The following is a 23,955-nucleotide window of genomic DNA, read 5'->3' on the forward strand; positions in this document are numbered from 1 at the left end:
CCCCCTTTCACGACCAGTTGAGGAGAACCGTGCGCCTGACCATCGACCGACGCCTCACCCTCGGTGCCGCCGCACTCGCCGTCGCCATGACGGTGACCCCGGTGTCCGCCGCAGTGGCCGCCCCGCCCGCCCCCGCCCGCCCGGCGGCGGCGCCCGCACCCGCCCCGGACCTGGAGGGGATATCGCAGGCACTGCGCAACACCCTCGCCGCCGGCGCGCCCGGCGCCATGGCCCGATTCACCGGCCCCGGCGGCGTCCAGCACCGCACCGAGGGCGTCCAGGACCGGACCACGGGCGCCGCCATGGATCCCGCCTCCCGCTTCCGCATCGGCAGCGTCACCAAGACGTTCTCCACCGTCGTCCTGCTCCAGCTCGTCTCGGAAGGCAAGATACGCCTGGACGACCCGGTCACCGCCCACCTGCCCGGTGTGCTGCCCGACGACCGGATCACGGTGCGCCACCTCCTCAGCCACCGCAGCGGGTTGTCGGACTACACGAACGCCATGTTCGAGCGGACCGTCCCCGGCTTCGAGTCCGTCCGCAACCGCGTCTTCACCTACCAGGAGCTCGTCGACCTCTCGCTGAGCGAGCCCCGGACGACCGAGCCCGGCGCCGCGTACCGCTACTCGAACACCAACTTCGTCGTGGTCGGCATGCTCATCGAGAAGCTGACCGGCAAGCCCGTCGCCAAGGCGTACGAGCAGCGCATCATCAAGCCCCTGAAGCTCAAGAACACCTCGTACGTCCACCCGTCGACGGCCATCAACGGCCGCCACGCCCGCGGCTACCTGCACCCCGACGAAGAGGGCGCACCCCTGGTCGACTCCACCGAGCAGACCGTCTCCTGGGCCCAGTCCGCCGGCGCGATGATCTCGAACGAGGCCGACCTCTCCACCTTCATGTCGGCCCTGCTCGGCGGCCGGCTGCTGCCCGCGGACACGCTGGACGCGATGCTCACCATGACCCCGACCGACGCGACGAACACCCGCTTCTACGGCCTGGGCCTGCGCCGCTACGACCTCACCTGCGGCACTTCCGTGTACGGGCACACCGGCACCGTGCAGGGCTTCTACACCTACGCGTTCACCACCCGCGACGGCCGCCGCAGCCTCAGCGCGATGGCGAACACCTCGAACCGCGGCGCGGCGAACACCGCGCTCGGCGGCACCCTCGAAGCGGCCTTCTGCGGCAAGAAGCCCGCCCCGGCGGGCCCGACCGCACGCTCGGCGGCGCCGTCCGCCCAGCACGACTTCACCGCCCCGCGGGCCGAAGCCGACATCCGCGAGAACCGCTGACGGCGGGCCGCAGTATGACGTGGTGCTCCCCCGCAGGGGCGGGGGAGCACCACCGGCCGCACCCGCGCCCGCTCAGCCGTACATGGCCAGGCGGTGGAAGGCCGCGAGCGCGCGGTCGACGGGGTGCGGCTGCGGCGTCCCGGCGGCGTCGAGCCGGTTCCACCGCTGCAGGTTGACGGCGACCGCCATCTGCCGTTCGCCGTCGTCCCGGATCGCGGCGAGCGTCCCGCCGCCCCACACGGTGCCGCCGTGGCCCCAGTACGTGCCCTGCCCGTGCGGCCCCTCCACCGGGTGCAGGCCGAGGCCGTAGGGGACGGTCTTCTGCTCCTGGGACACGACGGGAACGGTCCGCTGCATCTGCGCCAGCGACGCCGGGCTGACGATCTCTCCCGCCAGCAGCGCGGCGTAGAACCGGTTCAGGTCAGCGACGGTCGACACCAGCGACGCCGACGGCCCCACCCACGACATGTCGTACACGCTGAAGTCGCGTGGCGGTTCGAGCATCCCGAACCACGCCTCGTAGAGCCGCGAATGCGGCCCGTCCACCTCCGGCCCGGCAGGGAACCCGGTGTCGGGGAGACCGGCGGGCTCGATGACGTTCCGGGTGATGCACTGCTCGGCGCTCTCGCCGCTCACCTGCTCCAGCAGCAGGCTCAACAGCAGGTAGTTGGTGTTGGAGTACACCCCGGGCGTACCACCCGGGGTCCCGGCGGGCGGCGCGCCGACCCCCATCCCGATCAGCTCGACGGGGTCGAACCGCGTGAACCGGTGGTCCTCCAGGCTGTCGGGCCGGGTGTCCGCGAGGGCGGGGAACGCCTTGAAGGACGGGAACGCGTACGGGAAGTACTCGGCGAGGCCGCTGGTGTGGTTGATGAGCATCCGCACCGTGATCGCCTCCCCGCGCGCCCCCGGAACGAGCCCCGGCAGGTAGCGGCCGATCGGCGCGTCGAGCCCGATCCGGCCGGCCTCGGCCTCCTTCATCACCGCGGCCGCGGTGAAGGTCTTCGTGATGCTGCCGACCCGGTGGCGCATGGCTGCGGAGACGGGACGCCCGGTCTCCACATCGGCGACCCCGGCGGCACCACGCCACACCTCCCCGCCCTCGCGCACCTCGGCGAACACGCCGGGCACCCCGGCGCGGCGGACGTTCTCGACGGCGGCGTCCAGCGCCGCCGGATCCAGTGACTTCCTCACGACACACGTCCTTTCGGTTGCCTCAGAGCCGGGTCCCCGCTTACGCACCCCAGTATGCACGCACCGCGTGCAACGCCAAGTGCATAGGCTAAACTCGCCGTGACGAACGAGAGGGGCGGCATGGCAGGCCGAAGGCGCTGGACGAGCGAGGAGATCCTGGACGCGGCAGCAGACCTGCTCCGCACCACGGACACGGAGTCGTTCAGCCTGCGCAAACTCGCCGCGACGCTCGGAACCGACTCCTCCAGCCTCTACCGCCACTTCCGCAGCAAGACGGAACTGCTGCGCGCGGTCGCCGACCGCATCCTCGTCGAATCCATGGACGGCTACCGCGCCGAAGGCGACTGGAAGCAGCGCCTCACCGCCCTCGCCCTGCGTATGCGGGAGGCATTCGGCCGGCAGCCCCAACTCGCCGCGGTCTGGGGCCGGTACGCCTCAGGGGGCGCCGGCTCCCGCCTGGTCATGGAAGAGGTCCTGCAGGCCCTGCGCGCGTCGGGCCTCCCAGACGAGGAGATCCCGGCGCGCTACCACCGCCTCGCCGTCCTCATCGCCGCCCTGATCGCCTCCGAGGCCGGGGTCAGCACCATCACCCCGGAAGAGTACGAACAGGGCATGGAACTCTTCCGCGTGGCCGTCCTGGGCGCCGACCCGGACCGCTTCCCCGCCCTGTCCCACTTCGCCCGCGATGTCGCCCCCCTGGGTGCGGACCGCCGAGCAGCCTTCGAAGAAATCCTGGCGGCCCACCTGGCCCACATCGAAACGACCCTCCCCCCGACCGGCGACGCCCCCACCCCTTGACGACGGCGCGCGCCCGCCGGCAAGGGGCCCGCGTGACGGCAAGGAGAGCCCCCGGTGACGCCCATCGGCCCGCACCTTCTGCTGACCTGGTCCGAAGGCGACGCGGCCGTCCGGTGGAGGGGCCCGCCGGAAGCGCCGGGAACTCCTCCCGGCAGGCGCCGCGCGCCGTCATGGCGTGGCGGGAGCACGTGGACGGGCTCTGCATCCGCCCCGCGACCTGACATACGCCCCGAACGACCTGCACGGCTTCCACGACGAATTCCCGCAGGACGGCCGACGGCCCCCGATCACGGTCACGCGCAACGAGGGCGGTTTCCGCGGCCGTATCGGCCTGGAGGCCGGCCGGACCGTGGACACCGGCCACTGGCCACTGGCGCCGACACCGCCCCGGGCTCTCCTCCGGTACTTCGCACCAGTAATCGGCAAGGGCGCGTACGCATCCGACCAGCCGACCACCGATCCGGCATCCCGATGAAGCAGTCAGGCGTGCAGCGATCCCGGCCCCCACCTGGGCCGAGAAGCGACACCAACGACTGCAAACGGCACCAATCGCCCAGCAAGCCGCACCCGGGACGCAAGTGGCCTGCTTCCAGGCAAGGTTGGAACCGTTCGCACATGCTTATCGTCAAAGAGGTCGAGTTCCGCACCACCCTCCCGTCCCCGACTCTCCGAATGACAACCCCTGGAGACCACCTTCATGCATCCGAGACCACGCCGACGCGTGCTCGCCGCCCTCCCCGCGCTCACCCTCGGCGGCGCCCTCCTCGCGCCCTCGGCGACAGCCGGCGCCACCCCGGCGGCACCGGCGCCCAACGCCCCGGCCCCCGCCCGGATCGACCTCGTCCTCGACCTGTCCGGCTCGATGAACGAGAACGACGCCGGCGGGCAGACCCGCCTTGCCGCCGCCAAGCAGGCGGTCACCCGGATCATCGACACCGCCCCGGAACAGGCCCCCCTGGGCCTGCGCGTCTACGGCGCCACCTACCCCGGCCAGGACAAGAAGCAGGGCTGCGCCGACACCCAGCAGGTCCTTCCGGTCACCCCGATGGACAAAACCGCCCGAGCCGACGCCAGGAAGCAGGTGGCCGGCTTCAAGGCGGTCGGCTTCACCCCGATCGGGGTCTCCCTCCGCGAAGCCGCCAAGGACCTCGGCCCGAGCGGCGAGCGCCGCATCATCCTCGTCTCGGACGGCGAGGACACCTGCGCGCCGCCGCCCCCGTGCGACGTGGCCCGTGAACTCAAGGCCCAGGGCGTCGACCTCGCCGTGGACGTGATCGGCTTCCGCACCCCCTCCTCGGCGCGTTCGCAGCTCAAGTGCATAGCCGATGTGACCGGCGGGTCGTACGCGGACGCCGGTGACGCAGACTCGCTCACCGCGAACCTGTCCACCCTCTTCCGCAAGGAATGGCGCACCTACCACGCCACCGGAAAGCCCGTCGAGGGCTCGCCGGGCGGCTGCCGGGACGCCCCGCTGGTCGCGCCCGGCCAGTACCTGGACAAGTTCACCGGGGGACGCGACCTCTACTACAGGGTGAAGAAGCGCCCGGACCAGCGGCTCCAGGTGAGCGCCACCGCCGTGGCCGAGGACGGATACGACCGAGGCTCCCTCATCGCCGTCGCGGCCGGCCCCCCGGAGGAGGGCGGCAAGCCCCGTGACTGGCTGCGCGAGTTCGACCAGTCGATGGGATGGGCCAACATCATCACCACCGGCGGCCGCAGCAAGCCCGGCGCGGGCGAGGACAAGCCCGCCCCGGACGACACCGGCTGCATCGTGGTCGAGAACAGCGTGACCAAGGCCGGCGACAAGCCGATGCAGGTGGAACTCCTCGTCGGCATCGCCGACAAGTCGACCCGGGAGACCGGCGCCCGCACCCCGCAACCCCGCACCGGTGCGGACGCCGAGGGCGGGTTCTCCTTCAACAGCGCCACCCCGATCGGACCGGGTACGCACCGCCAGTCCATCGCCGTGGGGGAAGCCCCGTTCTGGCGAGTGGAACTGAAGGCGGGCCAGAAGCTGACGGTCAAGGCCGGTGTGGAGGTCCCCGCCGACTTCCCGACCTCCGTCACCACCGGGTGGGGCCTCACCGTCTACAACGCCAAGCGCGAGGCGGCTGAGTGCAACAAGAAGGCCGGCGCGACCGAGCTCCTCGCCGGCAGGACCGGCCGTATCGAGCGGGTCTGCGGCCCGTGGCAGATCACCGGCGAGGGCGCCGGCAGCTCCGATGCCAAGGGCTACGACGTTCCCGGCACGTACTACATCCAGGCGCAGGTCGCCGAGCCCAAGAAGGAAGCCAAGGGCATCGTGGTCCCGATCTCGCTGACCGTGGACGTCTCCGGCACCCCGAGTGCCGACACCGGCCCGGTGTTCCACTTCGGCGACGACGCGGCCCAGGGCCCCGCCCCGGCCGGCGCCAACCCCACCGGCAGCCAGGCGGCCGCCCCGGCGAACGACGACTCGCCCCTCGCCAAGCTCGCCCTGCCGGTCGGCATCGGCGCAGCAGCCCTCGTCCTCGCCGGCGCCGCCTTCTACGCCGTGAAACGCCGCAGAACACCCTGACCCCGCTGCGGCCGAAGACCCACCACACACGGCCCCCCCCCGCAGTGCCGACGGGGACGATGCCCCCGCCGGCCCACCCCTCCGAAACGAGAAGCCGAAATGTGGCTGAAGACCATATCCGAGTACGACGGGGCGACCCCCTCTCCTCCGGCAGACCCCTCACACCTGGCACGCGCCGAACAAGTCCTCGACCAACCCCTGCCGACGGCACTGCGGGACCTCCTCCTCGAATGCAACGGGGTCTCGGACGAGTACGGCACAGAGGTCGTCTGGGGAATCACCCGCATCCTGGAAGCGAACCTGTCCTTCCGCAGCGAGCCCTCGTTCCGCTCCCTCTACATGCCGTTCGAGCCGCTCGTGTTCTTCGGTGAGAACGGGGGAGGGGACCAGTTCGCGTTCGTCCGCACACCCAGCCGAGACGACGTGTTCGTCTGGGACCACGAAACGGACAGCCGCACCTGGATCGCTCCCCGCCTGGAACCCTTCCTCCGCAACGCCCTCACCCACCCGGGCACGGACTGGTACCGCCCCCTGTAACCGGGCGTCCCCAGGGGGACCGGGCCGGTTGCCCTGTCTCGATCAGATGCAGCAGCGACCGGGCGACGCCGTGGCAGTCGTCGGGGCCGAAGCAGGCAGCCGGAGCCTGCGCCTCGCTCCGTGTGGCGGCTGCGGACGGAGTAGCCGCCACCGTTGATCGGACAGCCGCCCTCGGCTGTTGTCCACTGGGCCGCTTGGCCCCTGATCCTCGAGGAGCGCGCAGCTTCGGTGGGTCGGCTACTCGGGTGTGGGTTTGCCGGCCAGGGCTTTGGTGACGGTCTGCCCCGTCAGTCCTGTGGCGCGGATCAGGTCGGACTTGGACACGCCGCACCTGTGTGCCGCCCGCATGGAGGCGTTGCGCAGCGCCACATCCGGCCGGAAGGGGTGGCGGGCCAGTGTGCCTTGCACGAGTGCGACGAAGCGGAGCAGTATCCGGCCCTGCCAGGCGGTCAACGTGTTGCGCGGTGAGGGCGTTGCGGACGTGGCCAAGGCGTACCTTTCGCTCGACTTGTCTCCCCTTCGAAGGTGACGGCACTTCGGGCCACCCGGCAGAGCGCGACCAGGCCACTTCGGTACGACACCACAGAACACGTCCGCGAGGGGACGCGCCTCAAGGGGCTCCCGTGCCACCGCGTGCCACACTGCGCGCGGCCGGATCGATCCGCGCGGTGACTCGGCCGAACGTCAGGCGTCCCCCCGCCGGCGCCGCGCGATGGCGATGTCGTCCTGCAGGGCGCTCAACCGCGGGAACGGTTCCCGCGTCGCATCCAGGACGCACACGTGCAGCCTGTCACCGGCCTGGGGCGGGGCCACCTCGGCATCCCACCACGACGGGTGCTTGACCTGGTCGATGAAGCCGAAGACGCCCTCGGCTCCCTCCACCTCCACCTTCGCGCCCACCGACGCGACCGCGACGACCGTCACGTCCAGCTCCTCGTCGTTGCGGAACAACAACTCTGCCTCCCAAGATCTCCACCCGGCTGCGCTTCTGCGTCAGCTCGTCGAACCGGTCCAGTGTCTCCACGGGGTCTCGAACACGACGCGCGGGGCGTCGTTCGGCCCGTTTCCGTCGTGGACCTTCGTGTGCTCGTCCAGCTCCTCCAGGGACTGCGGAAGCACGCCCGCCCCGCCGGTGATGCCCAAGCAGCGGCCGAAAGCACGGCTGGCGCCAGGCCCGGCCCGACCGTCAGACGCCGGTGTACTGGGCGGCGTATTCCCCGCTGGGCGGCACGACGGTGATGACGTCGATCAGCACACCGTCCGGAGCGGCGATGATGAAGTGGCGCTGGCCGAATTCCTCGGTGCGCAGCGGCAGCACTTCCGGCAGGCCGGCCTCGGCCACGAGCCGCCGGTGCTCGGAGTCGACGTCGTCCACCTCGAAGTTCAGCAGCAAGCCGCCCTGGAGCGCGACCCGGTGGCCTTCCGGGACGGTCGGGTGGGTGTGGTCGAGGAGGGCCAGCTCGTACTGCGGGGCGTCGGGGCGGCGCAGGCTGACGTACCAGTCCGCCGCGAAGGTCACCTCGAACCCGAAGTGGCTCGTGTAGAAGTCGCGGGCGGCCGCCACGTCCCGGGTGGCGAGCACCGGGTAGAAGCCGCCCAGCTCGGCCGCGGGCAGGGTGGTGCGCTCGTCCGTCATGGCAGTGGGTCTCCCATCCTCATTTCACATACCCCGGGTATGTGAATCATAGCGCTAGCATACCCTCGGTATGTCAATGGGGAAGGGCGGTGTCCGTCAATGACGGTCAGCCGAGCGGAACAGCGCGCGGCCACGCGGCGCGCACTGCTGACGGAAGGGCGACGGCAGTTCGCCGCCGACGGCTACCACCACGTGGTGCTGGCCGAGGTGGCGCGGGCCGCAGGCGTCACCAAGGGCGCCGCCTACCACCACTTCGACAGCAAGGCCGGGCTCTTCCGGGCCGTCGTCAGCGAGGTCCAGCAGGAACTGGGCGAGCGGGTCGCGGCAGCAGCCGAGCAGCACGTGGACCTCTGGGAACAGTTCCGGGCCGGCTGCCGGGCCTTCCTGTCCGCGGGCACCGACCCCGCGGTACGGCAGATCCTCCTGCTCGACGCGCCGACGGTGCTCGGCTGGGACGAGTGGCGGGCCATGGACGAGGAGGCCTCCGCCCGCCACCTCGCGGACGCCCTGACGGCACTCGCCTCCGCCGGCATCATCGCCGACCAGCCGGTGGAGCCCCTGACCCGACTCCTCTCCGGGGCAATGAACGAGGCCGCGCTCTGGATCGCGCAGGGCGGAAACGCCGAAGCCGCCGAGCAGGCCCTCGACCGCCTCCTGACGGGCCTGCGCCCCACGACCTGACCCCGACCAGGCATCCCCCCTCCTCGCCCTGCCCCTCCGGCCCGCAGGGTGCACGGCGCGCGGCGGGGGAGGAGCAAGGAGACCCGGCCCGGACCACCCGCTGCTCGCGTATCGACGGCCGCGGGCCACTCCAGGCTCACGCCGCTGCGTCGGGTATGCGGGATCGCGAGCGGGGTGCTCACAACCCCATGGTCAACAAGACCGTAACGACTGGCGGCACCGGCGCGACGAGCCCCGCCCAACGGCGAACCCTGGTGACAACCGGGCGCCGAGCAGCCAGTCGGGAGGCCACCACGAGGACGGGGGTGACCGTCCAGGAAGCCCACCAGCAGGCAGTGACGACGGCCACGGTCCGAGGGTGAGCCTCGCCGGCCATAGGGGCCAGACCGCCGAAGAGAAAGGCGACCGGCACCAGTGCCGCCGTTACGGCCGTAGTCCACATGGGTACGGCGTCGATGGCGGGGGCTGCATTGCTGCCGGTGGTTGTTCCGGGGGCTGTTCGGTGCATGGCTCCAGCCAAGCGGCTCCGGCGCTGTTGCGCGTGGGCCATCGTACTCAGGTCACCTTGTGCCCGTACTCATGGCGCTGAGCACGCGTGACAGCCTGTGGACCCGCGCGACCGCCGACCGCTACGACGCCGAGGAAGCCGAGGCGTCCTCGGCTGCCGTCCTCGAACCGACCCTCGCCTTCCTCGCCGAGCCCGCCGGAGACGGCCGGGCGCTGGAGTTCGCCATCGGAACCGGCCGGGTGGGAGTCCCGCTCCGGGAACGAGTGTGCCGGTGGTGCGCATCGAACCGTCCGAGCACATGGCAGCGGTGCTGCGGCGCAAGATCGACGACCCCCTCCCGGTAGTCATCGGGGACATGGCCACCGCGGTCGTTTCCGGTGGGTTCACCCTGGTCTACCTCGTCTACGACACCATCGCGAACCTGCTGACGCAGGACGAGCAGGTCGAGTGCTTCCGCAACGCCGCACGGCATCCGGAGCCCGGCGGGCCGGTTCGTCATCGGGCCGGGGGTGCCGCCGCTGCGGCTCCTGCCGCCCGGCCGGGTCGCGGTGCCGTTCGACGTCTCTCGGCAGCATCTCGGCTTCGACACCTTCGAGCTGGTCGAGCAGGTGCTCGTCTCGCATCGCTTCACCCGCGACGGCGACGGCGGCCGCTACCACCGCGAAAACTCCCGGACCGGGCCCGGCCGGCGGGGCTCGGGGCAGGCGGCAGGAGGTCCTCCGGTACCCTCCCCGGCATCACCGACCACGCCCACATGCGGCCCGTCCAGCCCAGTGGAATAGTGGGGGGAGCGGGCGGACGCCACCCCTGGGGGCGCGGGTGTTCACGGACCTCCACGTATCGTCGGCAACTCCATTGCATGCCGAAGCCGAAGGCGCTGAACTCCCCACACCAACCGGCGGGACCCGAGCCCGAACCCTCACGCGGCGGCTCTGAGGCCCGCCGCGCTGAAGGCTCGTTCACCGCCACCATTCCTCCGCGAGGCGTGGACAACGTACGTGAACGAGGCCCTCTTCGGGTGAAGCGACTGCCTTCAGCCGAGGGAAGGGACATCTCATGCGAAGGAAGACCCTATCCACCGCGGTTGCGGTTGCCGTGGCGTTCGGCGGGTGGACAGCCGTCACCGCAACGACGGCGCACCCAGCGGAACGAGCCGCACCCGGCGCCACCTGCTTCCTCTCGGAAGGCCCCGACAACACGTTCGGTGTGTCGGGCGAAGGATTCAGGCCCGGCGAACGCGTCACCGTGAAGAACTCACAGGGCACCACGGTACGCACGACCAGAGCCATCACCGGAGGCTTCTTCGAGGTCACGGGACTGCCGAACGACACCTACAGCGCCGCGGGACGCCGCGCCAGGGCGACCTGCCCGAAGTTCGTTTCGGACGAGGAAGCTGCGATCAAGTGCACCGTGACCAAAGGCCCGGGAACGACCTACGGAGTGTCCGGCAGGGGCTTCCCGGTGGCGGAGACGGTCACGTTGAAGAACAGCTCTGGCACCGTCTTGAACACCACGCAAACCATCCAGGACGGGTTCTTCGAGTTCACCGGCGTCCCCAACGACACCTACACCGTCACCTCGAAGTTCGCGAAGGTGACCTGCGCCAAGGCCGCCGAGTAGCACCACCCGCCCCGCCTGGCCGGCTCGAGCAGCTCCGCGGGGGTGCTGGCCGGGCCGGAACGCCCCCCGGGCCTATGTGCTGCGGCCCCCCCGGAGGGCCGCCTCACGCCGCCGCCGCGACCGCGCGTGCGAATGCGGCCGGAGCGTCGAACATGACGTTGTGGCCGGCTCCGGGAATGGTCACGACGTCCACGCCGGCCGCCCGCAGCCCGCCCGCGCCGACCACATCACCGCTCAACTCGCCCTGCAGATACGTGCGCGGCATGCGAGCGGCCTGCAGCATCTCCCGCATCACGGGGCGGCTTCCCCGCACCAGATGGGTGGCGGAGCGGTGCAGGCCAAGCGGGTCGGCGAGGCGCATGGTCGCCGCCCAGGTGGGTCCGACGCGCTCCAGCACGCGGGCGAACCCACCGCCCTGTACGAACTCCTCCTCCGTGTAGGAGGCGATGCCGCTGCTGCCCGCCGTCGGCGGCGGGAACGGGTCGAGGTTGCCCTCGGTGACGACGAGCCGCCCCACCAGGTCCGGCCTGCGGTGGGCGAGGACGATGGCGACCGCGCCGCCCATGCTGTGCCCGGCGACCACGCCACCGCGTACCTGTGCCACGTCAAGTGCTGCGGCCAAGGCGTCCGCATGGTCCTCCAGGCGGTAGCCGAACTCGGCCGGCCGGTCGCTGATGCCGTGCCCGGGCAGGTCCACGAACAGCATCCGTCGCCCGGCCAGTTCACTGCGACCTGCAATGTGGGCGTGATACACGGTCGAGGCGGCCCCCAAGCCGTGTACGAACACCACCGCCGGCCCCTTGCCGACCGACTCGGTCCACCGAATCACACTGCCCTGCCCATCGATTGGAGCCTCGCGCACCGTCCACCCCTCTCCCCGCCACACCCTCGCAGCGACCTTCTCCACACTTAGCTGCCACAGTACTACGTCAACGTAGTAATGCGCTGTCGGAGTACTGCGACGGCGTGGAAGGGTATGAGGCAAGATGACGCCATGCTGGAACTCTCCATCCTCGGTTTCCTCTACGAGACCCCGCTGCACGGCTACCAGCTGCGCAAACACATCACCGCCCTCACCGGCCACGTACGCCCGGTCGGCGAGTCCACGCTGTATCCGGCGATCAAGCGCCTGGAGAAAGCCGGCCTGCTGGTCCGGGAGACACAGCCGGGCCCGGCCGCCGCCCCGCGGCAGGTCCTGACGCTCACCCCGGCCGGCCGGGACGAACTCCTGCGCCGCCTCGCCGCGGCCGACGGACCCGACATCACCGACGAGAACCGCTGGTTCACCCTCCTTGCCTTCCTGCGCCACCTCGACGACCCGGCAGCCCAAGCCTCCGTCCTGCGCCGCCGCCTCGCCTTCCTGGAGGAACCGGCCAGCTTCTTCTATGCCGGCGAGCACCCTCTGCGCGCGGAGGACCTCGACGACCGCTTCCGCCAAGGCATCCTCACGATCGCCCGCGCGACGAGCCAGGCGGAACTCGCCTGGCTGCGCACCACCCTCACCGACCTCGAGCGCGTCTGAGGCCGCCCCTCGGGATCACAAGGCGGTGGCGGTCCCCGGGGTGCATACGCCTTGTCGGCCAGGACCGCGTTGGGCGTGGTCCGGAAGCGGCCGATCCGCCGGGGCACCCGCAACCGGGCGGCGTGTGCGTGTCCGTCGATGGCTCGGCACTTCAGCCGTGCGCGGGCCGAATCGATCCGCTCCACGACCGAATCCACGGCGGACACGGCCCGCGCGGCGGGCGTGGCGCCCGGGTGTGTGCGGGCTGTCGGGCGATGATGGCGCAGTGCGACTTGACCACGTGTCCTATGCGGTGGCCCGCGACAGCTTCGTCTCGACCGTCCAGTGGATCGGATCGGCCCTCGGCGCCGGGTTCGTCGACGGCGGCGTGCACCCGCGATTCGGCACCCGCAATTTCATCCTGCCGCTGAGCGGCGGCACCTACGTCGAGGTCGTCACCACGCTCGACCACCCCGCCGCCGACCGTGCACCCTTCGGCCGGGCGGTCGCGCGCCGCGCTGCCGAGGGCGGCGGCTGGCTCGGATGGGTGGTCGGCGTCGACGACATCACCCCGATCGAGGACCGTCTCGGCCGCGCCGCGGCCGAGGGCCACCGTGTCCGCCCCGACGGGTTCGACCTGCGCTGGAAGCAGATCGGCCTGCTGGAACTGATGGAAGACCCGCAACTGCCCTACTTCCTGCAGTGGCTGGTGCCCAGCGAGGAGCGCCCGAGCGCCGACCCGCGCACCTCCACCACCATCCACGGGCTCTCCATCGCCGGCGACGCCGCCTCCATCGCCGAATTCCTGGGCGAGCCGGCCGACCATCCCCTCGACCAGATCGACGTCACCTGGGTCGAGGACGAGGAACCGGGCCTGGTCTCGGTCGAGTTCGCCACCGCCAACGGCCCGGTCACGATCTGACCAAGCTCCAACCGCCCGCGGGGCGGCGGCCTGTGGTCTCCTGGCGATGGAGAGGACAGCGCCTACCGCTTCACGATGCGCGCCGCCGAGGTGGCAGCCGCGCCGGGCCCGCTTGGCGCCCGTGGCCCAGCGGCAGGTGCACGAAGGGCCGGGTCCGACGGTCGCAGCGCGCTGCAGCATGCCACCGGGAACCGGAACCTCCTGCTGACCGTCTCCTACGATCATGATCAATGATGCGCGCGACGTGATGGACGACTGGGAGTCGATATACCAGGGGTACTTCCTCGGGGAGCACGACGAGACCCTGCTGCAGTGCGTGCAGCGACTCGACGAGGCACGTGCCGTCCGCCCGCGTGATCCGGAGACGACGGCGTTCTACACCCTGGGCCTCGTGTGGACGTACGCCCACACGTCGTGTGACGCGGACCCGGACGTCGCACGGCAGGTCGTGGCGGCACTGTCGGCCGCCGCCTCTGACCCCGGCGCCGGGCAGACCGTGTGCCACCACGAGAGCCACCCGTGCGACGACGACCTGGACGCGCACCTGGAGTCCTTCGAGGTGTGGCTGTCACTGTTGGCCGGTGAATCCGACTACACCTGGGAGGACCTCGACGGTCGCGGCGCCGGAACCGGCCCCGGATCCTCCTGGCGCTGCCCGCGGAACGTGGCGGGCTTCGCTCAGTCGGCCGCCGACGAAATCGGACGCCACCGGCACTGGTGATCCGCCACGGGCGCCCGGCCCCCGCACCGGACAGGAGGACCATGCCGCAGCGGTCCCTTCGGCGGACTCCGAGTTCCGCCTGGCCGGGACCGGACCGTGTGCGGCATCCGCCACGCCGACGATCGCCGGCGAGGAATGCCCTGCCTCCACACCACTGCTGCGCCGCTGAAGGGGAGTCCGGCCGAGCTGCCTGCGGGGGGTCTCCTGCCTCCCGGCCGGTGCCGTGGCAGCCGGCGCCGTGCTCGGCGGCAGGCACGATGTCGATGGTGTGGCAGGGTAGTGGGGCATGTGGGCCTTCGGGGCCTGGGAACGTGAAAGGGGTATGTCGTGAACGAGGCCGAGCTCAGGGCGCTGTTCGATCAGATCGACACGGACGGCGACGGGCGGATCAACATCGTCGAGCTGGCGGAGGGGTTCAAGGCCGAGGGCGCTCAGGGGCACCTTGCCGAAGAGGTCAAGAAGGCCATGGCGGCCGACGCGAACCACGACGGAGTCCTCGACTTCGAGGAGTTCCGCACCCTGCTGAAGTAGCGGCAGGCGCGCGCGTGCGCGCAAGCCCAAGGCGCCCTGGGCAAGCCGCCTGCGAAAGGCGGCTTGCCCAGGCACTGCCGTGACGGGCCGTCCCTTACCTGGCGCAGGACGTCGGCGACCGCAGGCCGCGGCCGCGGCCTCGTCCGGCTGGACGCCGTCGGGGCGGGCCCCGTCGTGGTCCCGGTGGACCGGCACCGCGCACCTCCGCACACGACCCCGCGGCCGGCCACGCCCGGTGCGCCCGGTGGGGCCGGTCAGGGGAGGATCTCGATGTACCCGTCTGCGCCGTGCACGCGGATCCGCTGGCCGTCCCGGATCAGGCGGGTGGCCCGCTCCACGCCGACGACGGCCGGCAGGCCGTACTCCCGGGCGATCACCGCGCCGTGGGTCATCAGGCCGCCCACCTCGGTCACCAGGCCCGCGATCCGCACGAACAGCGGCGACCAGCTGGGGTCGGTGAAGGCGGTGACCAGGATGTCGCCCGGTTCGAGTTCGGCGTCCGCCATGTCGAGGACGACCCGGGCCCGCCCTTCGACGGTCCCGGCCGAGACCGCCACGCCGGCCAGGGCACCGGCCGGGACGCCCTCCCGGCGGTAGGACCCGGTGAGGGCCTCGCCGTCCGAGGTGAGCACCCGGGGCGGGGTGAGGTCCAGGTGCGCCCGGTACGCATCCTTGCGCTGCCGCACGAGCCGCGGGTCGACCCGCCGACCGGAGCGCACGACGTCGTCGAGCTCCTGGAAGGTGAGGTGGAAGACGTCCTCCCGCTCGGCGAGCACGCCCGTCTTGACCAGGCGTTCGGCCTCCCGCATCAGGGCCTGCTTGTAGACGAAGTAGCGGCTGACGATGGCGTACTTGGGGTACTCCCGGTACCCGATGAAGGTCCGGACCCGGTCGATCATCCGCCGGGTCTCGTCGGCCTTGCGGTCCCCGTCCGGCAGGGCGCGCAGGCGTGCCAGCACGTCCTGTTCCTTCCTGTGCGCCTTCTGCCGTCCCAGCTCGAAGCGGCGTTCGGCGGCACCCGGTGCGAAGGTGCGCACGTGGTCGAGGATCACGGGGACCAGCGCGCCGGGGCATTCGCGCCAGCGGGGCCGGGTGATGTCGATCTCGCCGACGCAGCGCATGCCGTACCGGTCCAGGTAGGCCTCGATGGCGTCGCGTGCCTCGGGCCCTCCCGGGAGCTTCGCCAGCTCCTCGAGGAAGCCGTCGTCCTGCACGTCATGCAGGTACGCCACCACCTCCGGCAGCGGGCGGATGACGTCCGCGACGTCGAGGAGGGCCAGTCCCATCTGCGAGGTGATGTTGCCGGGGGCGGACAGCGTCAGCGTGTCGGCGGCGTTCTTCTCTCCCAGCCAATCCTCGAGCTTGTCGTTGAGCCACCACGTGGCCTCCATGCCCGCCATGATCGCCTGCATGCTCAGGGGATCGCTCAGGAGGCGCTTGTGCTCCTCGAAGGCTTCCGGCAGGAAGTCGAACAGCGCCGGTCCGCTCTTCGTCCGGATGTCGCGTTCCAGGGCGGCAAGGGAGGCCCGGCTGCGTTCGATCAGGTCGGCGACGATGGCCGGATCGGTCTCGACGGGCTCGGGCGCACCGCCACCGCCCGGCGGCGGCCCGCCCGCTCCCGGGGCCGGCCGGGGGAGCGGGGGAACGAAGCCGTCGCGGTCGAGGACCGTCTCCAAGGCGTCCCTGACCAGCGGGTCGCCCTTGCCGAGGGCGTCCAGCAGGGCGGCACGGCTTGCGGGCGAGGCCAGGCGCTGGGTGACGTCCACGAACAGCCGCCCGCCGGCCTCGTGCATCGGCACCATCGCCGTCAGCTGCCACATGGAGAACCCCAGCGCCTTCATGGGGTCCGTCATCATCTGCGCGTGGCCGACGGAGACGTAGACGCGGTTGTCCCGGTCGCCCCTCTGCGGTACGGGGAACAGCGTCGTGATCGGCCGGCTCTGCACGATCCGGAAGCCGTCGTCCACCAGGCACCATTCGATGTCCTGGGGGCGGCCGAAGTGCGCTTCGATCCGCCGTCCGAGCTCGACCAGCCGCAGGGCCTGCGCATCCGTCAGCGCCGGCTGCTCCTGCTCCTCCGGGTGGACCGCCACCTCGTGCGTGCCGCCGGCCGGCCGGGCGGTCAGGGCGCGCTGCTTCGCGGCGATCTTCCGGGCGACGATCCTGCCGTCGCGCACGCTGAGGACGTCCGGATTCACCAGGCCGGAGACCAGCGCCTCGCCGAGGCCGAATGCGGCGTCGATGGTGGCGACCTTCCGGTTGCCGGTGACGGGGTCGGCCGTGAACAGGACGCCGGACGCCTGCGGGAAGGCCATCTGCTGCACGACCACGGCCATGTGGACCGTACGGTGGTCGATGCCGTTGCGACGGCGGTAGGCCACGGCGCGCTCGGTGAACAGCGAGGCCCAGCACCGGCTGATGTGCCGGAGGACCGCCGTCGGCCCGACGACGTTGAGGTACGTGTCGTGCTGGCCGGCGAAGGAGGCCGTCGGCATGTCCTCGGCCGTGGCGCTGGACCGGACGGCGTAGGCGGCCCGTTCGCCGGAGCGGGCAAGTGCGCGGGTGATCGCCGCCGCGAGGTCGTCCGGCACCGCGGTTTCCTCGATGGTCCGGCGGATCTGCGCACTGAGCGCGCGGACCGCTTCCCGGTCGTCCGGGTCCGCATGCGACAACCGATCGAGCAGGTCGCCGACCGAGGGTGCCTGCGCGACGATCCGCCGGAAGGCCTCGGTCGTCACGCAGAAGCCCGCCGGCACGCGGACCCCTTCGATGCGGGACAGCGTGCCCAGGTGTGCGGCCTTGCCGCCGAAGGTCGCGGTCCGGGTCTCGTCCACCTCGTGAAGGCTCCACACGTACTGCTCGTTCACTGCGCTGCCTCCTGGGCGGTCATTGGCTCGGGCAGCGATTCTGCGCCCTGCCCGGGGCCTTGCGGCAAGCCCCGGGGTGCGCTATAAGTTGAGAGCGGCAAGGAGAGCACTCTCCTTGCCATTGCCGTTTCCGGCCCGCCGCGGCACGGGGCACCGCGGCATCGGTCCTACCACGGGATGCCGTCAGGCGGTGGGAGTGTCCGGGTGGGCAGGCGGCCGGTCGCCCCAGCCGGCCTCGGCGATCAGGTCGTACCAGTCGGGCAGCGCGCCGGGCGGCAGGTGGCGGCGCAGGAGCTGGCCGGGGAAGCTGAGCGGGCCGGCCTTCGCCGGGTTGGCCAGAGCCTGGCGGGTGATCAGGTCCGTCATCTCGTACGCGAGATCAGTGCGCGGGAACGCGGCGTGCACGCGGTCGGCGAAGCCCGCGGGGAGGCTCTCCCTGCCCAGGCCCAGAACGTCCACCGTGATGCCTGCATGGGCCAGTGCGACTTCCGGCCCCTTGCGGGAGGCGATGCCCACCGACGTGTGCAGGGCGATGGCGTCCCAGACCACCGTCACCGCACCCTCATCGGTGCCGCGCTCACGAAGGAAGCGCGCCGCCAGATCCGCACCGTCGACTTCGAACCGCTGGTCTCCGTTGCCCTGTTCGGACAGCCCCAGGTCATGCAGGACACAGCTCAGGAAGACCAGCTCGTCGTCGAAGTCCTCTCCAGCCTTCATGCCGTCGTGGTCCGCGAGCGCCCGGGCGAAGAGATAGCTGCGCACGCTGTGTCGGAAGATGACCTCGGGCTCCACGTCCTCGGCATGGCGCAGGGCTTGGGCGGCCAGCTCCGTGCGGGGCAGGTCGAATGCGTCGTAGACGGCAGGCAGGGGGACAGCCATCGCAGCGACTCCTCATGTGTGACAGCGGGGAACCTCTTGATCGTGCGGCCCCCCGCGCCGCCCGGCCAGCGGCCGCAATGCCGTCATGCGCTAAATTCTGGCCATGACCATCAAGGTGGCCGTACTCGCACTGGACGGCGTCGTCCCCTTCGAACTGTCCACCCCCGGCCAGGTCTTCGGCACCGCCAACGAGGCCGCCGGCACCCCGCACTACGAACTCCGGGTCTGTGCTCCCGGCCGCAGCGCAACGACCTCCCCCGAGCACGGCGCGTTCCGGATCGGCACCCCGTACGGCCTCGAGGGCATCGCCGAGGCCGACACCGTCGTCATCCCCGCCCACGCCGGCTTCCTGGCACCCCCGCCCCCTGCCGTCATCGAGGCGCTGCAGCAGGTGGCGGCGCGGGGGGCGCGCCTGGCAGCCGTATGCGTCGGCGCCTTCACCCTGGCCGCCACCGGTCTGCTCGACGGATACCGCGCCACGACACACTGGCAGTACGCCGACGCGCTCGCCCGCCGCCATCCGCGCATCGTCGTCGATCCCGCCGTGCTCTTCGTCGACCACGGCCGTCTGCTCACATCGGCCGGGGTGGCCGCCGGACTGGACCTGTGTCTGCACCTGGTGCGCCACGACCTCGGCGCGGCACCGGCGGCCGCCACCGCCCGGCGCATCGTCATGCCCCTCCAGCGCGACGGCGGTCAGGCCCAGTACATCGAACGCCCCACGGCCCCGACCGATCCCGGCGCGCTGCAGCCCGTCATGCAGTGGATGGAGGGCCGCCTCGACCGCCCCCTCACACTGGCCGAGATCGCCGGCCACGCCAAGATCAGTGTCCGGACGCTCAATCGCCAGTTCCGGGCCCAAACCGGGGCGACCCCGCTGCAATGGCTGCTGAGTGCCCGCATAGACCGCGTCCGGCTGCTGCTGGAGACCACCGACCTGCCCGTCACGCTGCTCGCCGACCGCACCGGATTCGGCTCACCGGCGACCCTGCGCCACCACTTCACCCGCCACACCGGAACCTCCCCCTACGCCTACCGGGCAGCCTTCCGGCAACGAGGCCCCGGCGAAGAGGGAGGCGGTCCTTCACGGGCGCCCCACACCCCAGGCGGCCGCCGGCTGGCAACGGCAGCAGTCCCCGAAGGCGTTGGGGCTCGGCGGGGAGCGTCCCCACGAGCCGGAGCCGGTGCCCGCTCAGGCAGCGGCAGCCCTCTCCACCAGGGGTAGGCCACACTCGGCGGCGCCGGGGTCGGGCGGTGTGCGGCCGGCCGGCGGCTTACCCGGGCACGGGGCGCCGGTGACGCAACCGTGCGGCAGCGGCCAGGACCGGGATGCACACGGCGGTGGCGGCGGCGCCGGCCGCGGTGTCGGTGGCGAGGATCAACCGGACGGTTCTCATGGCGAGGGTCAGGACCTCGCTGCCCCGCCGGCGCATGTCCGCTTCGAACCGGTGCACGGCGTCGACCGGAGCGGTCCGGCCGTCGCAGAGGTGCCGGATCAGGTCGGCGGCATCGCGGATGGCCGCTCCCGCCCCCATCCCGGCGGTGGGCGGCGTGGCGTGGACGGCGTCGCCGAGCGCGGTGACCGGACCCGCGGACCACGGCGCGAGCTCGGCGGCACGCGTCGCGGCGGCGTTGAAGCGGTACGCGGCCAGGCCGTGCGGATCGGCGCGGGCGATGACCTCCAGCGTGTGCTCGGCCCAGCGCCGCTCACGGAACAGCCCCACGAGCGCATCCCGCAACGCGCCGCCCTGCAGGCCCCGCAGGCCGGCCGCGACGGATTCGGGGAACATGGCACCCCAGATGTAGGTGGGTCCGGTGGTGACGGACATCCGCAGCTCCGGAGCGTCCAGCGCGGCGTTGCCGACCGGATCCAGGTAGCCGACGTACAGCCCCGCGCCCCGCGGGCCGACCGACATCCCGGAACGCCGTCCGAGCCGCTCCCGCTCACCGCGACTCAGATCCCCCCGCAGCGTCCGCCCGGAGAATCCGACGATGCCGGCCGGGCTGTTGGTCGGGCCGCCCGCCAGATGCCGGGCGACCACGGAGCGGGCACCGTCCGCTCCCACCACCAGATCCCCGGCGGCGGAGGCGCCGTCGGCGAACAGCACACGGGGCCCGCCGTCACCCGCTGCGATCCCGGCCACCGTCCGCCCCAGATGCAGGTCCGCGCCGACTTCCTGCGCCAGCAGCGTGCGCAGGGTGATCCGGTCGACATCGATACCCGCGTCACCGCGGAGATCCGGTCCGTGGCCGAGCAGCCGGCCGCGGCGGTCCCAGTACGCGTCCCGGTCGCGCAGCCGCAGCGCGGACGCCGAGGCCAGCAGCCGCCGCATGGTCTCCGGGGCCACCAGCTCCCGCAGCGCCGCCTGGGCCCGCCCGTCCAGGGTGAGGTGGTAGCCGCCCGTCGCCCGGACGTCGCCGTCCCGCTCGAACACCGCCACCTCGAACCCCCTGCGGCGCAGCCCCGCCCCCAGCGCGAGCCCGCCGATCCCGCCACCCACCACCACGACACGCATCCGCATCCGCTCCTCTGCCTTCTCAGCCTGCGTTGGCACCACGCTGACACCGGTAGTGGACGCCGAGTGGCCGCCACCGGGCAGGATGAGCGGATGGCAACCACCTCACGACGGGCGTTACGGCTCCTGTCCCTGTTCGGCTCCCGCCGCGTGTGGCCCCTGCGGGACCTCGCCGCCCGGCTCGGGGCCGGCGAGCGCACCGTCCGCCGCGACATCGAGACCCTGCGCCGGCTCGGCTACCCGATCACCACCGTCCACGGACCCGGCGGCGGATACCGGCTCGGCACGGGCCACACCCTCCCTCCGCTGCTGTTCGACCACGACCAGGCCCTCGCCGCCGCGGTGGCCCTCCAGACCGCACCGAGCACCGTGTTCGGCCTCAGGGACGACGCGGCCCGGGCACTGGTCACCCTGGAACAGGCCATGCCCGCCGCGCTGCGCGAGTCGATGAAATCCCTGCGCCTGACCGCGCTGCCGAACTACTGGGAGTTCCCGGCACCGCCCGCCGACCCGGAAGCACTGACCACCGTGGGTACCGCGGTACGCCACCACCACGTACTCGTCACCGAAACACTGCGCGCCGACGGCTCACGCCCCGGACCCGGCGACGACGACTTCACCCCCGCCCGCCGTATCGAGCCCCACCACCTGGTCGTCTGGGCAGGCCGGTGGTACGTCGTCGCCCACGACCTCCAGGACCACCGGTGGCGGGTGCACCGTGTCGACCGGCTCCGCGCCCGCCCCACGGGCCGCCCGTTCACCCCGCGCCCGTTCCCCGACGGCGACCTCGCCCACTTCGTCATGAGCAGCCACGACCGCGGCGACGTCCCCGCCGCCTGGCCCTGTACCGGCCGTGCCCGCCTCGCCCTGCCGGCCGGTACGGTGGCCCGCTGGGCGCCGAGTGGCTCGGTCGTCGAACACCTCGACAGCGAGCACTGCCGGCTGACCCTGGGCGCCTGGTCGTGGGCCGGCATAGCCGGCATCCTCGCCACCTTCGACACCGACCTGACCGACCTTCACCCGCCCGAACTCGCCCAGGCGTGCCACCGCCTGGCCTCCCGACTGGCCGCCGCCACCCCCACCACCGACCAGTCCTGACGCTCTACGCCGGGAGGGGCCCACCGCCGCGCGGCGCGCACCTCCCGGTCTGGCGATCGCCCGGCCCAATCCCGGCCCAATGGTCCTTCAGGCGCCGGACGGCATCGAGCAGGACCCGTCAGCCGCACGCTCCCTCTGACAGCCGGCGGAAGCAACGGCCCCCGGCGTCGCGGCCCGTACGAGCGGTGCAGCGCGGCACCGCACCTTCACAGCGGACCCCCGCCGAAGGTGTTGGCGGGACAGCAGCCGACGGCGCGCCGACAACCCGAGGACTCCTGCGGCTACCACAGCCGACCGACGCCCTGAGCGCTCGGCGGGGGCGGTTCGCTAGGGGGCGGGGGCGTAGTGGACGACGTGCCGGTCGCAGGGGCCGGCGGCGTAGACCCTGATGGTGTCGATCTCGTCGTGGTCGGCGGTCAGGCCCCAGCGGAGCTTGGTGGCGACCCACTCGCCGAGGTAGCGGCAGGTGGCACCGGGGGCGGGCGGCATCCAGGCGGCCGGGTCCCGGTCGGCCCTGTGGCGGTTCGTCCGCGCGGTGACCGCGGCGAGGGAGGCCGGGGCGTCCTGGTCGTTGGCGTAGGCCTCCCGGCGTGCCGGGGGCCAGTGGCCGGCGCCGGAGCCCCAGGCTTCGGCGAGCGGGACGGTGTGGGCGATGTCCAGCGCGGCGGGGTCGGTGACCTCCTGCTCGTCGTAGTACGACAGCCATTCACCGTCGGTCAGTCCGCAGCCGGCGTCCACGGTCGGTGCCTCCGCCGCCTCGGCGAGCAGGACTTCGCTGCGGGTGTCGCAGCCGTCCGCCGGATCCAGGCCGGCATTCCAGTGGCGGAACTTCTCCCGCGTGTAGCCACCCCGGCTCTCCTCTGCCACGAGGATCTGGTCGACGGCGTAGACGAGGGGGAGGGCGCGTACGGCGCCGGGCGCGCCCGGCGCCGCGTGCGCAGAGGCGGGCAGGGCGAGCGGGATCAGGGTGAGCGCGGCCAGGCCGCGGACGGCGTTCTGGATCATACGTCCCATGGATAGCGCCCCTCAGACGGGCGGCGCCCGCCCCGCAACCGCCGGCGGGCCGTTCGGGGGAACGAGTTCACCGGAAGAGTCGGTACGCCGCCGGGCTCCCGCGCAGGCCTGGCGCGCACGGGAACAGCACTCGCGGACGACGGCGCCAGGCCCGGCCGGGCCCGGCACCGTCAGCCATCAGGCGTGCAGGGCTGCCCCGAGTCATCGAGCGCCGTACTCCGCCATCAGGCCGGGCCAAGCCCAAGGCCTTGCCCGATGGGGACGCCGGCCGGCGGGGTGCACCTACGAGCGCCAGCACCGTCGTTGCGGGCCGGCGCTCCGCGCGTTCTCCTCCACCGGCCTCGCGACCGGCGAGACCCGGTCACCGAATCGGCGGTCGAAGGAGATTGCAGGTCAGGAGGCGGAAGGCTGTCGACCCGGGGTTCGACGCCCCGCGTTCTCCTGCCACTCCCGGCCGATCGACCGCATCAGCGCCGGGTACACGCCCAGGTACCGGAAGGGCTTGATGCCGAGCATGTACAGGCGGCCGAGGCGTCCGTTGGGCTTGACCAGGACGGCCATCTGGCCGCGGTGGCCGCCGTTCCCGTCGGGGACCCAGCCGATGTGCATCACACCGTGCATGGTCTTGTTGGCGTACTCGGCGGCCCACTCCTGGTGCGTCTGGAAGACCGACGTGAAGGGCGCCGAGCCGAGGTCGGGTCCCCTCGGCCCCTCGCGCAGGTCGTCCGGCAGCCGGTCGCGCAGCGTCCCGGCCCGGCCGCCGACACCCGAAGCCGGATCGTCCCAGCCGAGCAGCGCTCCGAGCTTCCAGCGCACCGCGAACAGGAAGCGGCCCACGGGGTTCCCGCCGTGCGGGCCGCCGTCGCCGTCCGCCATCTGCTGCACCAGGTGGTGCAGGTCGTCCGGGCCTCCGGGTGTCGGCAGCACCCACACGTCCTCGCAGCGGAAGTCGCCGGCGATTTCGTGGATCCGCCAGGGCCGCGAGGTGTGTTCGGTCGCGGGAAGGCGCAGCTCGTGCATGGAAAGGCCCCCTTCTATACGGTGACGTATAGATGAAGCCTAACCCGGCACATACGGCTC

23 protein-coding genes and 1 pseudogene are annotated in these 23,955 nt (G+C 72.1%); 13 read left to right on the forward strand and 11 right to left on the reverse strand.

Annotated elements, in window-relative coordinates; genetic code table 11:
• Nucleotides 1-86: 86 nt before the first annotated feature.
• A complete protein-coding gene (locus tag IE170_RS19295; RefSeq protein ID WP_189810727.1) occupies nucleotides 87-1,295 on the forward strand; it encodes a serine hydrolase domain-containing protein in 1,209 nt (402 codons plus the stop codon).
• Between the two features lie 72 nt (nucleotides 1,296-1,367).
• Here IE170_RS19295 and IE170_RS19300 read toward each other — a convergent pair whose 3' ends face one another.
• Complete coding sequence (locus IE170_RS19300) at nucleotides 1,368-2,489, reverse strand: serine hydrolase domain-containing protein (RefSeq protein ID WP_189810654.1); 1,122 nt, start codon at nucleotides 2,487-2,489, stop codon at nucleotides 1,368-1,370.
• 120 nt (nucleotides 2,490-2,609) lie between these two features.
• Here IE170_RS19300 and IE170_RS19305 point away from each other — a divergent pair, with 120 nt between their 5' ends.
• The 3 genes from IE170_RS19305 (at nucleotide 2,610) to IE170_RS19315 (ending at nucleotide 6,381) form a co-directional block, all read left to right on the forward strand.
• Nucleotides 2,610-3,287: a TetR/AcrR family transcriptional regulator gene (locus IE170_RS19305; protein ID WP_189810655.1), complete on the forward strand. Its 678-nt coding sequence runs from the start codon at nucleotides 2,610-2,612 to the stop codon at nucleotides 3,285-3,287.
• Between the two features lie 697 nt (nucleotides 3,288-3,984).
• Nucleotides 3,985-5,844: a vWA domain-containing protein gene (locus tag IE170_RS19310; protein ID WP_189810656.1), complete on the forward strand. Its 1,860-nt coding sequence runs from the start codon at nucleotides 3,985-3,987 to the stop codon at nucleotides 5,842-5,844.
• 99 nt (nucleotides 5,845-5,943) lie between these two features.
• The gene (locus tag IE170_RS19315) at nucleotides 5,944-6,381 is read left to right on the forward strand and encodes an SMI1/KNR4 family protein (protein ID WP_189810657.1); all 438 of its coding nucleotides are present in this window, start codon (nucleotides 5,944-5,946) and stop codon (nucleotides 6,379-6,381) included.
• Between the two features lie 237 nt (nucleotides 6,382-6,618).
• On the opposite strand, the gene IE170_RS19320 is transcribed toward IE170_RS19315, so the two are convergent.
• From IE170_RS19320 to IE170_RS19330, 4 genes are all read right to left on the reverse strand, one after another.
• Nucleotides 6,619-6,870 (reverse strand): hypothetical protein, encoded by a 252-nt coding sequence (locus IE170_RS19320; protein ID WP_189810658.1) that lies wholly within the window; start codon nucleotides 6,868-6,870, stop codon nucleotides 6,619-6,621.
• A 195-nt stretch (nucleotides 6,871-7,065) separates the two neighbouring features.
• Complete coding sequence (locus tag IE170_RS19325; RefSeq protein ID WP_189810659.1) at nucleotides 7,066-7,335, reverse strand: hypothetical protein; 270 nt, start codon at nucleotides 7,333-7,335, stop codon at nucleotides 7,066-7,068.
• 39 nt (nucleotides 7,336-7,374) lie between these two features.
• Complete coding sequence (locus tag IE170_RS33210) at nucleotides 7,375-7,500, reverse strand: hypothetical protein (protein ID WP_263406991.1); 126 nt, start codon at nucleotides 7,498-7,500, stop codon at nucleotides 7,375-7,377.
• 67 nt (nucleotides 7,501-7,567) lie between these two features.
• A complete protein-coding gene (locus IE170_RS19330; RefSeq protein ID WP_189810660.1) occupies nucleotides 7,568-8,017 on the reverse strand; it encodes a VOC family protein in 450 nt (149 codons plus the stop codon).
• 99 nt (nucleotides 8,018-8,116) lie between these two features.
• Between IE170_RS19330 and IE170_RS19335 the strand changes: the two genes are divergently transcribed.
• The 3 genes and pseudogenes from IE170_RS19335 to IE170_RS19345 all read left to right on the forward strand — a co-directional run bounded on the left by IE170_RS19335 (nucleotide 8,117) and on the right by IE170_RS19345 (nucleotide 10,826).
• On the forward strand, nucleotides 8,117-8,698 hold the full coding sequence (locus IE170_RS19335) for a TetR/AcrR family transcriptional regulator (protein ID WP_189810661.1): 582 nt from the start codon (nucleotides 8,117-8,119) through the stop codon (nucleotides 8,696-8,698).
• Nucleotides 8,699-9,277: 579 nt separating this feature from the next.
• Nucleotides 9,278-9,880: pseudogene (locus tag IE170_RS19340) on the forward strand (methyltransferase domain-containing protein); the annotation flags it as partial.
• A gap of 382 nt (nucleotides 9,881-10,262) precedes the next feature.
• Nucleotides 10,263-10,826 (forward strand): hypothetical protein, encoded by a 564-nt coding sequence (locus tag IE170_RS19345; protein WP_189810662.1) that lies wholly within the window; start codon nucleotides 10,263-10,265, stop codon nucleotides 10,824-10,826.
• A gap of 103 nt (nucleotides 10,827-10,929) precedes the next feature.
• Here the strand turns inward: IE170_RS19345 and IE170_RS19350 are convergent, their stop codons facing one another.
• A complete protein-coding gene (locus IE170_RS19350; RefSeq protein WP_189810663.1) occupies nucleotides 10,930-11,688 on the reverse strand; it encodes an alpha/beta fold hydrolase in 759 nt (252 codons plus the stop codon).
• A 132-nt stretch (nucleotides 11,689-11,820) separates the two neighbouring features.
• On the opposite strand from IE170_RS19350, the gene IE170_RS19355 reads away from it, so the two are divergent.
• From IE170_RS19355 to IE170_RS19370, 4 genes are all read left to right on the forward strand, one after another.
• Nucleotides 11,821-12,348, forward strand: a complete 528-nt coding sequence (locus tag IE170_RS19355; protein WP_189810664.1) for a PadR family transcriptional regulator — start codon at nucleotides 11,821-11,823, stop codon at nucleotides 12,346-12,348.
• 265 nt (nucleotides 12,349-12,613) lie between these two features.
• Nucleotides 12,614-13,249 carry a VOC family protein gene (locus IE170_RS19360; protein WP_189810665.1) on the forward strand — a complete coding sequence of 212 codons (636 nt, stop codon included), beginning with the start codon at nucleotides 12,614-12,616 and terminating at the stop codon, nucleotides 13,247-13,249.
• A 223-nt stretch (nucleotides 13,250-13,472) separates the two neighbouring features.
• Complete coding sequence (locus IE170_RS19365; protein ID WP_189810666.1) at nucleotides 13,473-13,970, forward strand: hypothetical protein; 498 nt, start codon at nucleotides 13,473-13,475, stop codon at nucleotides 13,968-13,970.
• A 327-nt stretch (nucleotides 13,971-14,297) separates the two neighbouring features.
• Nucleotides 14,298-14,501: an EF-hand domain-containing protein gene (locus IE170_RS19370; RefSeq protein WP_189810667.1), complete on the forward strand. Its 204-nt coding sequence runs from the start codon at nucleotides 14,298-14,300 to the stop codon at nucleotides 14,499-14,501.
• Between the two features lie 254 nt (nucleotides 14,502-14,755).
• Here the strand turns inward: IE170_RS19370 and rph are convergent, their stop codons facing one another.
• Complete coding sequence (rph, locus tag IE170_RS19375) at nucleotides 14,756-17,368, reverse strand: rifamycin-inactivating phosphotransferase (protein WP_189810668.1); 2,613 nt, start codon at nucleotides 17,366-17,368, stop codon at nucleotides 14,756-14,758.
• 183 nt (nucleotides 17,369-17,551) lie between these two features.
• A complete protein-coding gene (locus IE170_RS19380; protein ID WP_189810669.1) occupies nucleotides 17,552-18,247 on the reverse strand; it encodes an HD domain-containing protein in 696 nt (231 codons plus the stop codon).
• 103 nt (nucleotides 18,248-18,350) lie between these two features.
• On the opposite strand from IE170_RS19380, the gene IE170_RS19385 reads away from it, so the two are divergent.
• The gene (locus IE170_RS19385) at nucleotides 18,351-19,472 is read left to right on the forward strand and encodes a GlxA family transcriptional regulator (RefSeq protein WP_189810670.1); all 1,122 of its coding nucleotides are present in this window, start codon (nucleotides 18,351-18,353) and stop codon (nucleotides 19,470-19,472) included.
• Nucleotides 19,473-19,521: 49 nt separating this feature from the next.
• Here the strand turns inward: IE170_RS19385 and IE170_RS19390 are convergent, their stop codons facing one another.
• On the reverse strand, nucleotides 19,522-20,763 hold the full coding sequence (locus IE170_RS19390; RefSeq protein ID WP_189810671.1) for an FAD-dependent oxidoreductase: 1,242 nt from the start codon (nucleotides 20,761-20,763) through the stop codon (nucleotides 19,522-19,524).
• Nucleotides 20,764-20,856: 93 nt separating this feature from the next.
• Between IE170_RS19390 and IE170_RS19395 the strand changes: the two genes are divergently transcribed.
• On the forward strand, nucleotides 20,857-21,861 hold the full coding sequence (locus tag IE170_RS19395; protein ID WP_189810672.1) for a helix-turn-helix transcriptional regulator: 1,005 nt from the start codon (nucleotides 20,857-20,859) through the stop codon (nucleotides 21,859-21,861).
• A gap of 327 nt (nucleotides 21,862-22,188) precedes the next feature.
• Here the strand turns inward: IE170_RS19395 and IE170_RS19400 are convergent, their stop codons facing one another.
• Nucleotides 22,189-22,866 carry a DUF1524 domain-containing protein gene (locus IE170_RS19400; RefSeq protein ID WP_189810728.1) on the reverse strand — a complete coding sequence of 226 codons (678 nt, stop codon included), beginning with the start codon at nucleotides 22,864-22,866 and terminating at the stop codon, nucleotides 22,189-22,191.
• 402 nt (nucleotides 22,867-23,268) lie between these two features.
• Nucleotides 23,269-23,895 (reverse strand): DUF2867 domain-containing protein, encoded by a 627-nt coding sequence (locus IE170_RS19405; protein WP_189810673.1) that lies wholly within the window; start codon nucleotides 23,893-23,895, stop codon nucleotides 23,269-23,271.
• Between the last annotated feature and the right edge of the window lie 60 nt (nucleotides 23,896-23,955).

The organism is Streptomyces toxytricini, from assembly GCF_014649915.1.
Classification (GTDB): domain Bacteria; phylum Actinomycetota; class Actinomycetes; order Streptomycetales; family Streptomycetaceae; genus Streptomyces; species Streptomyces toxytricini.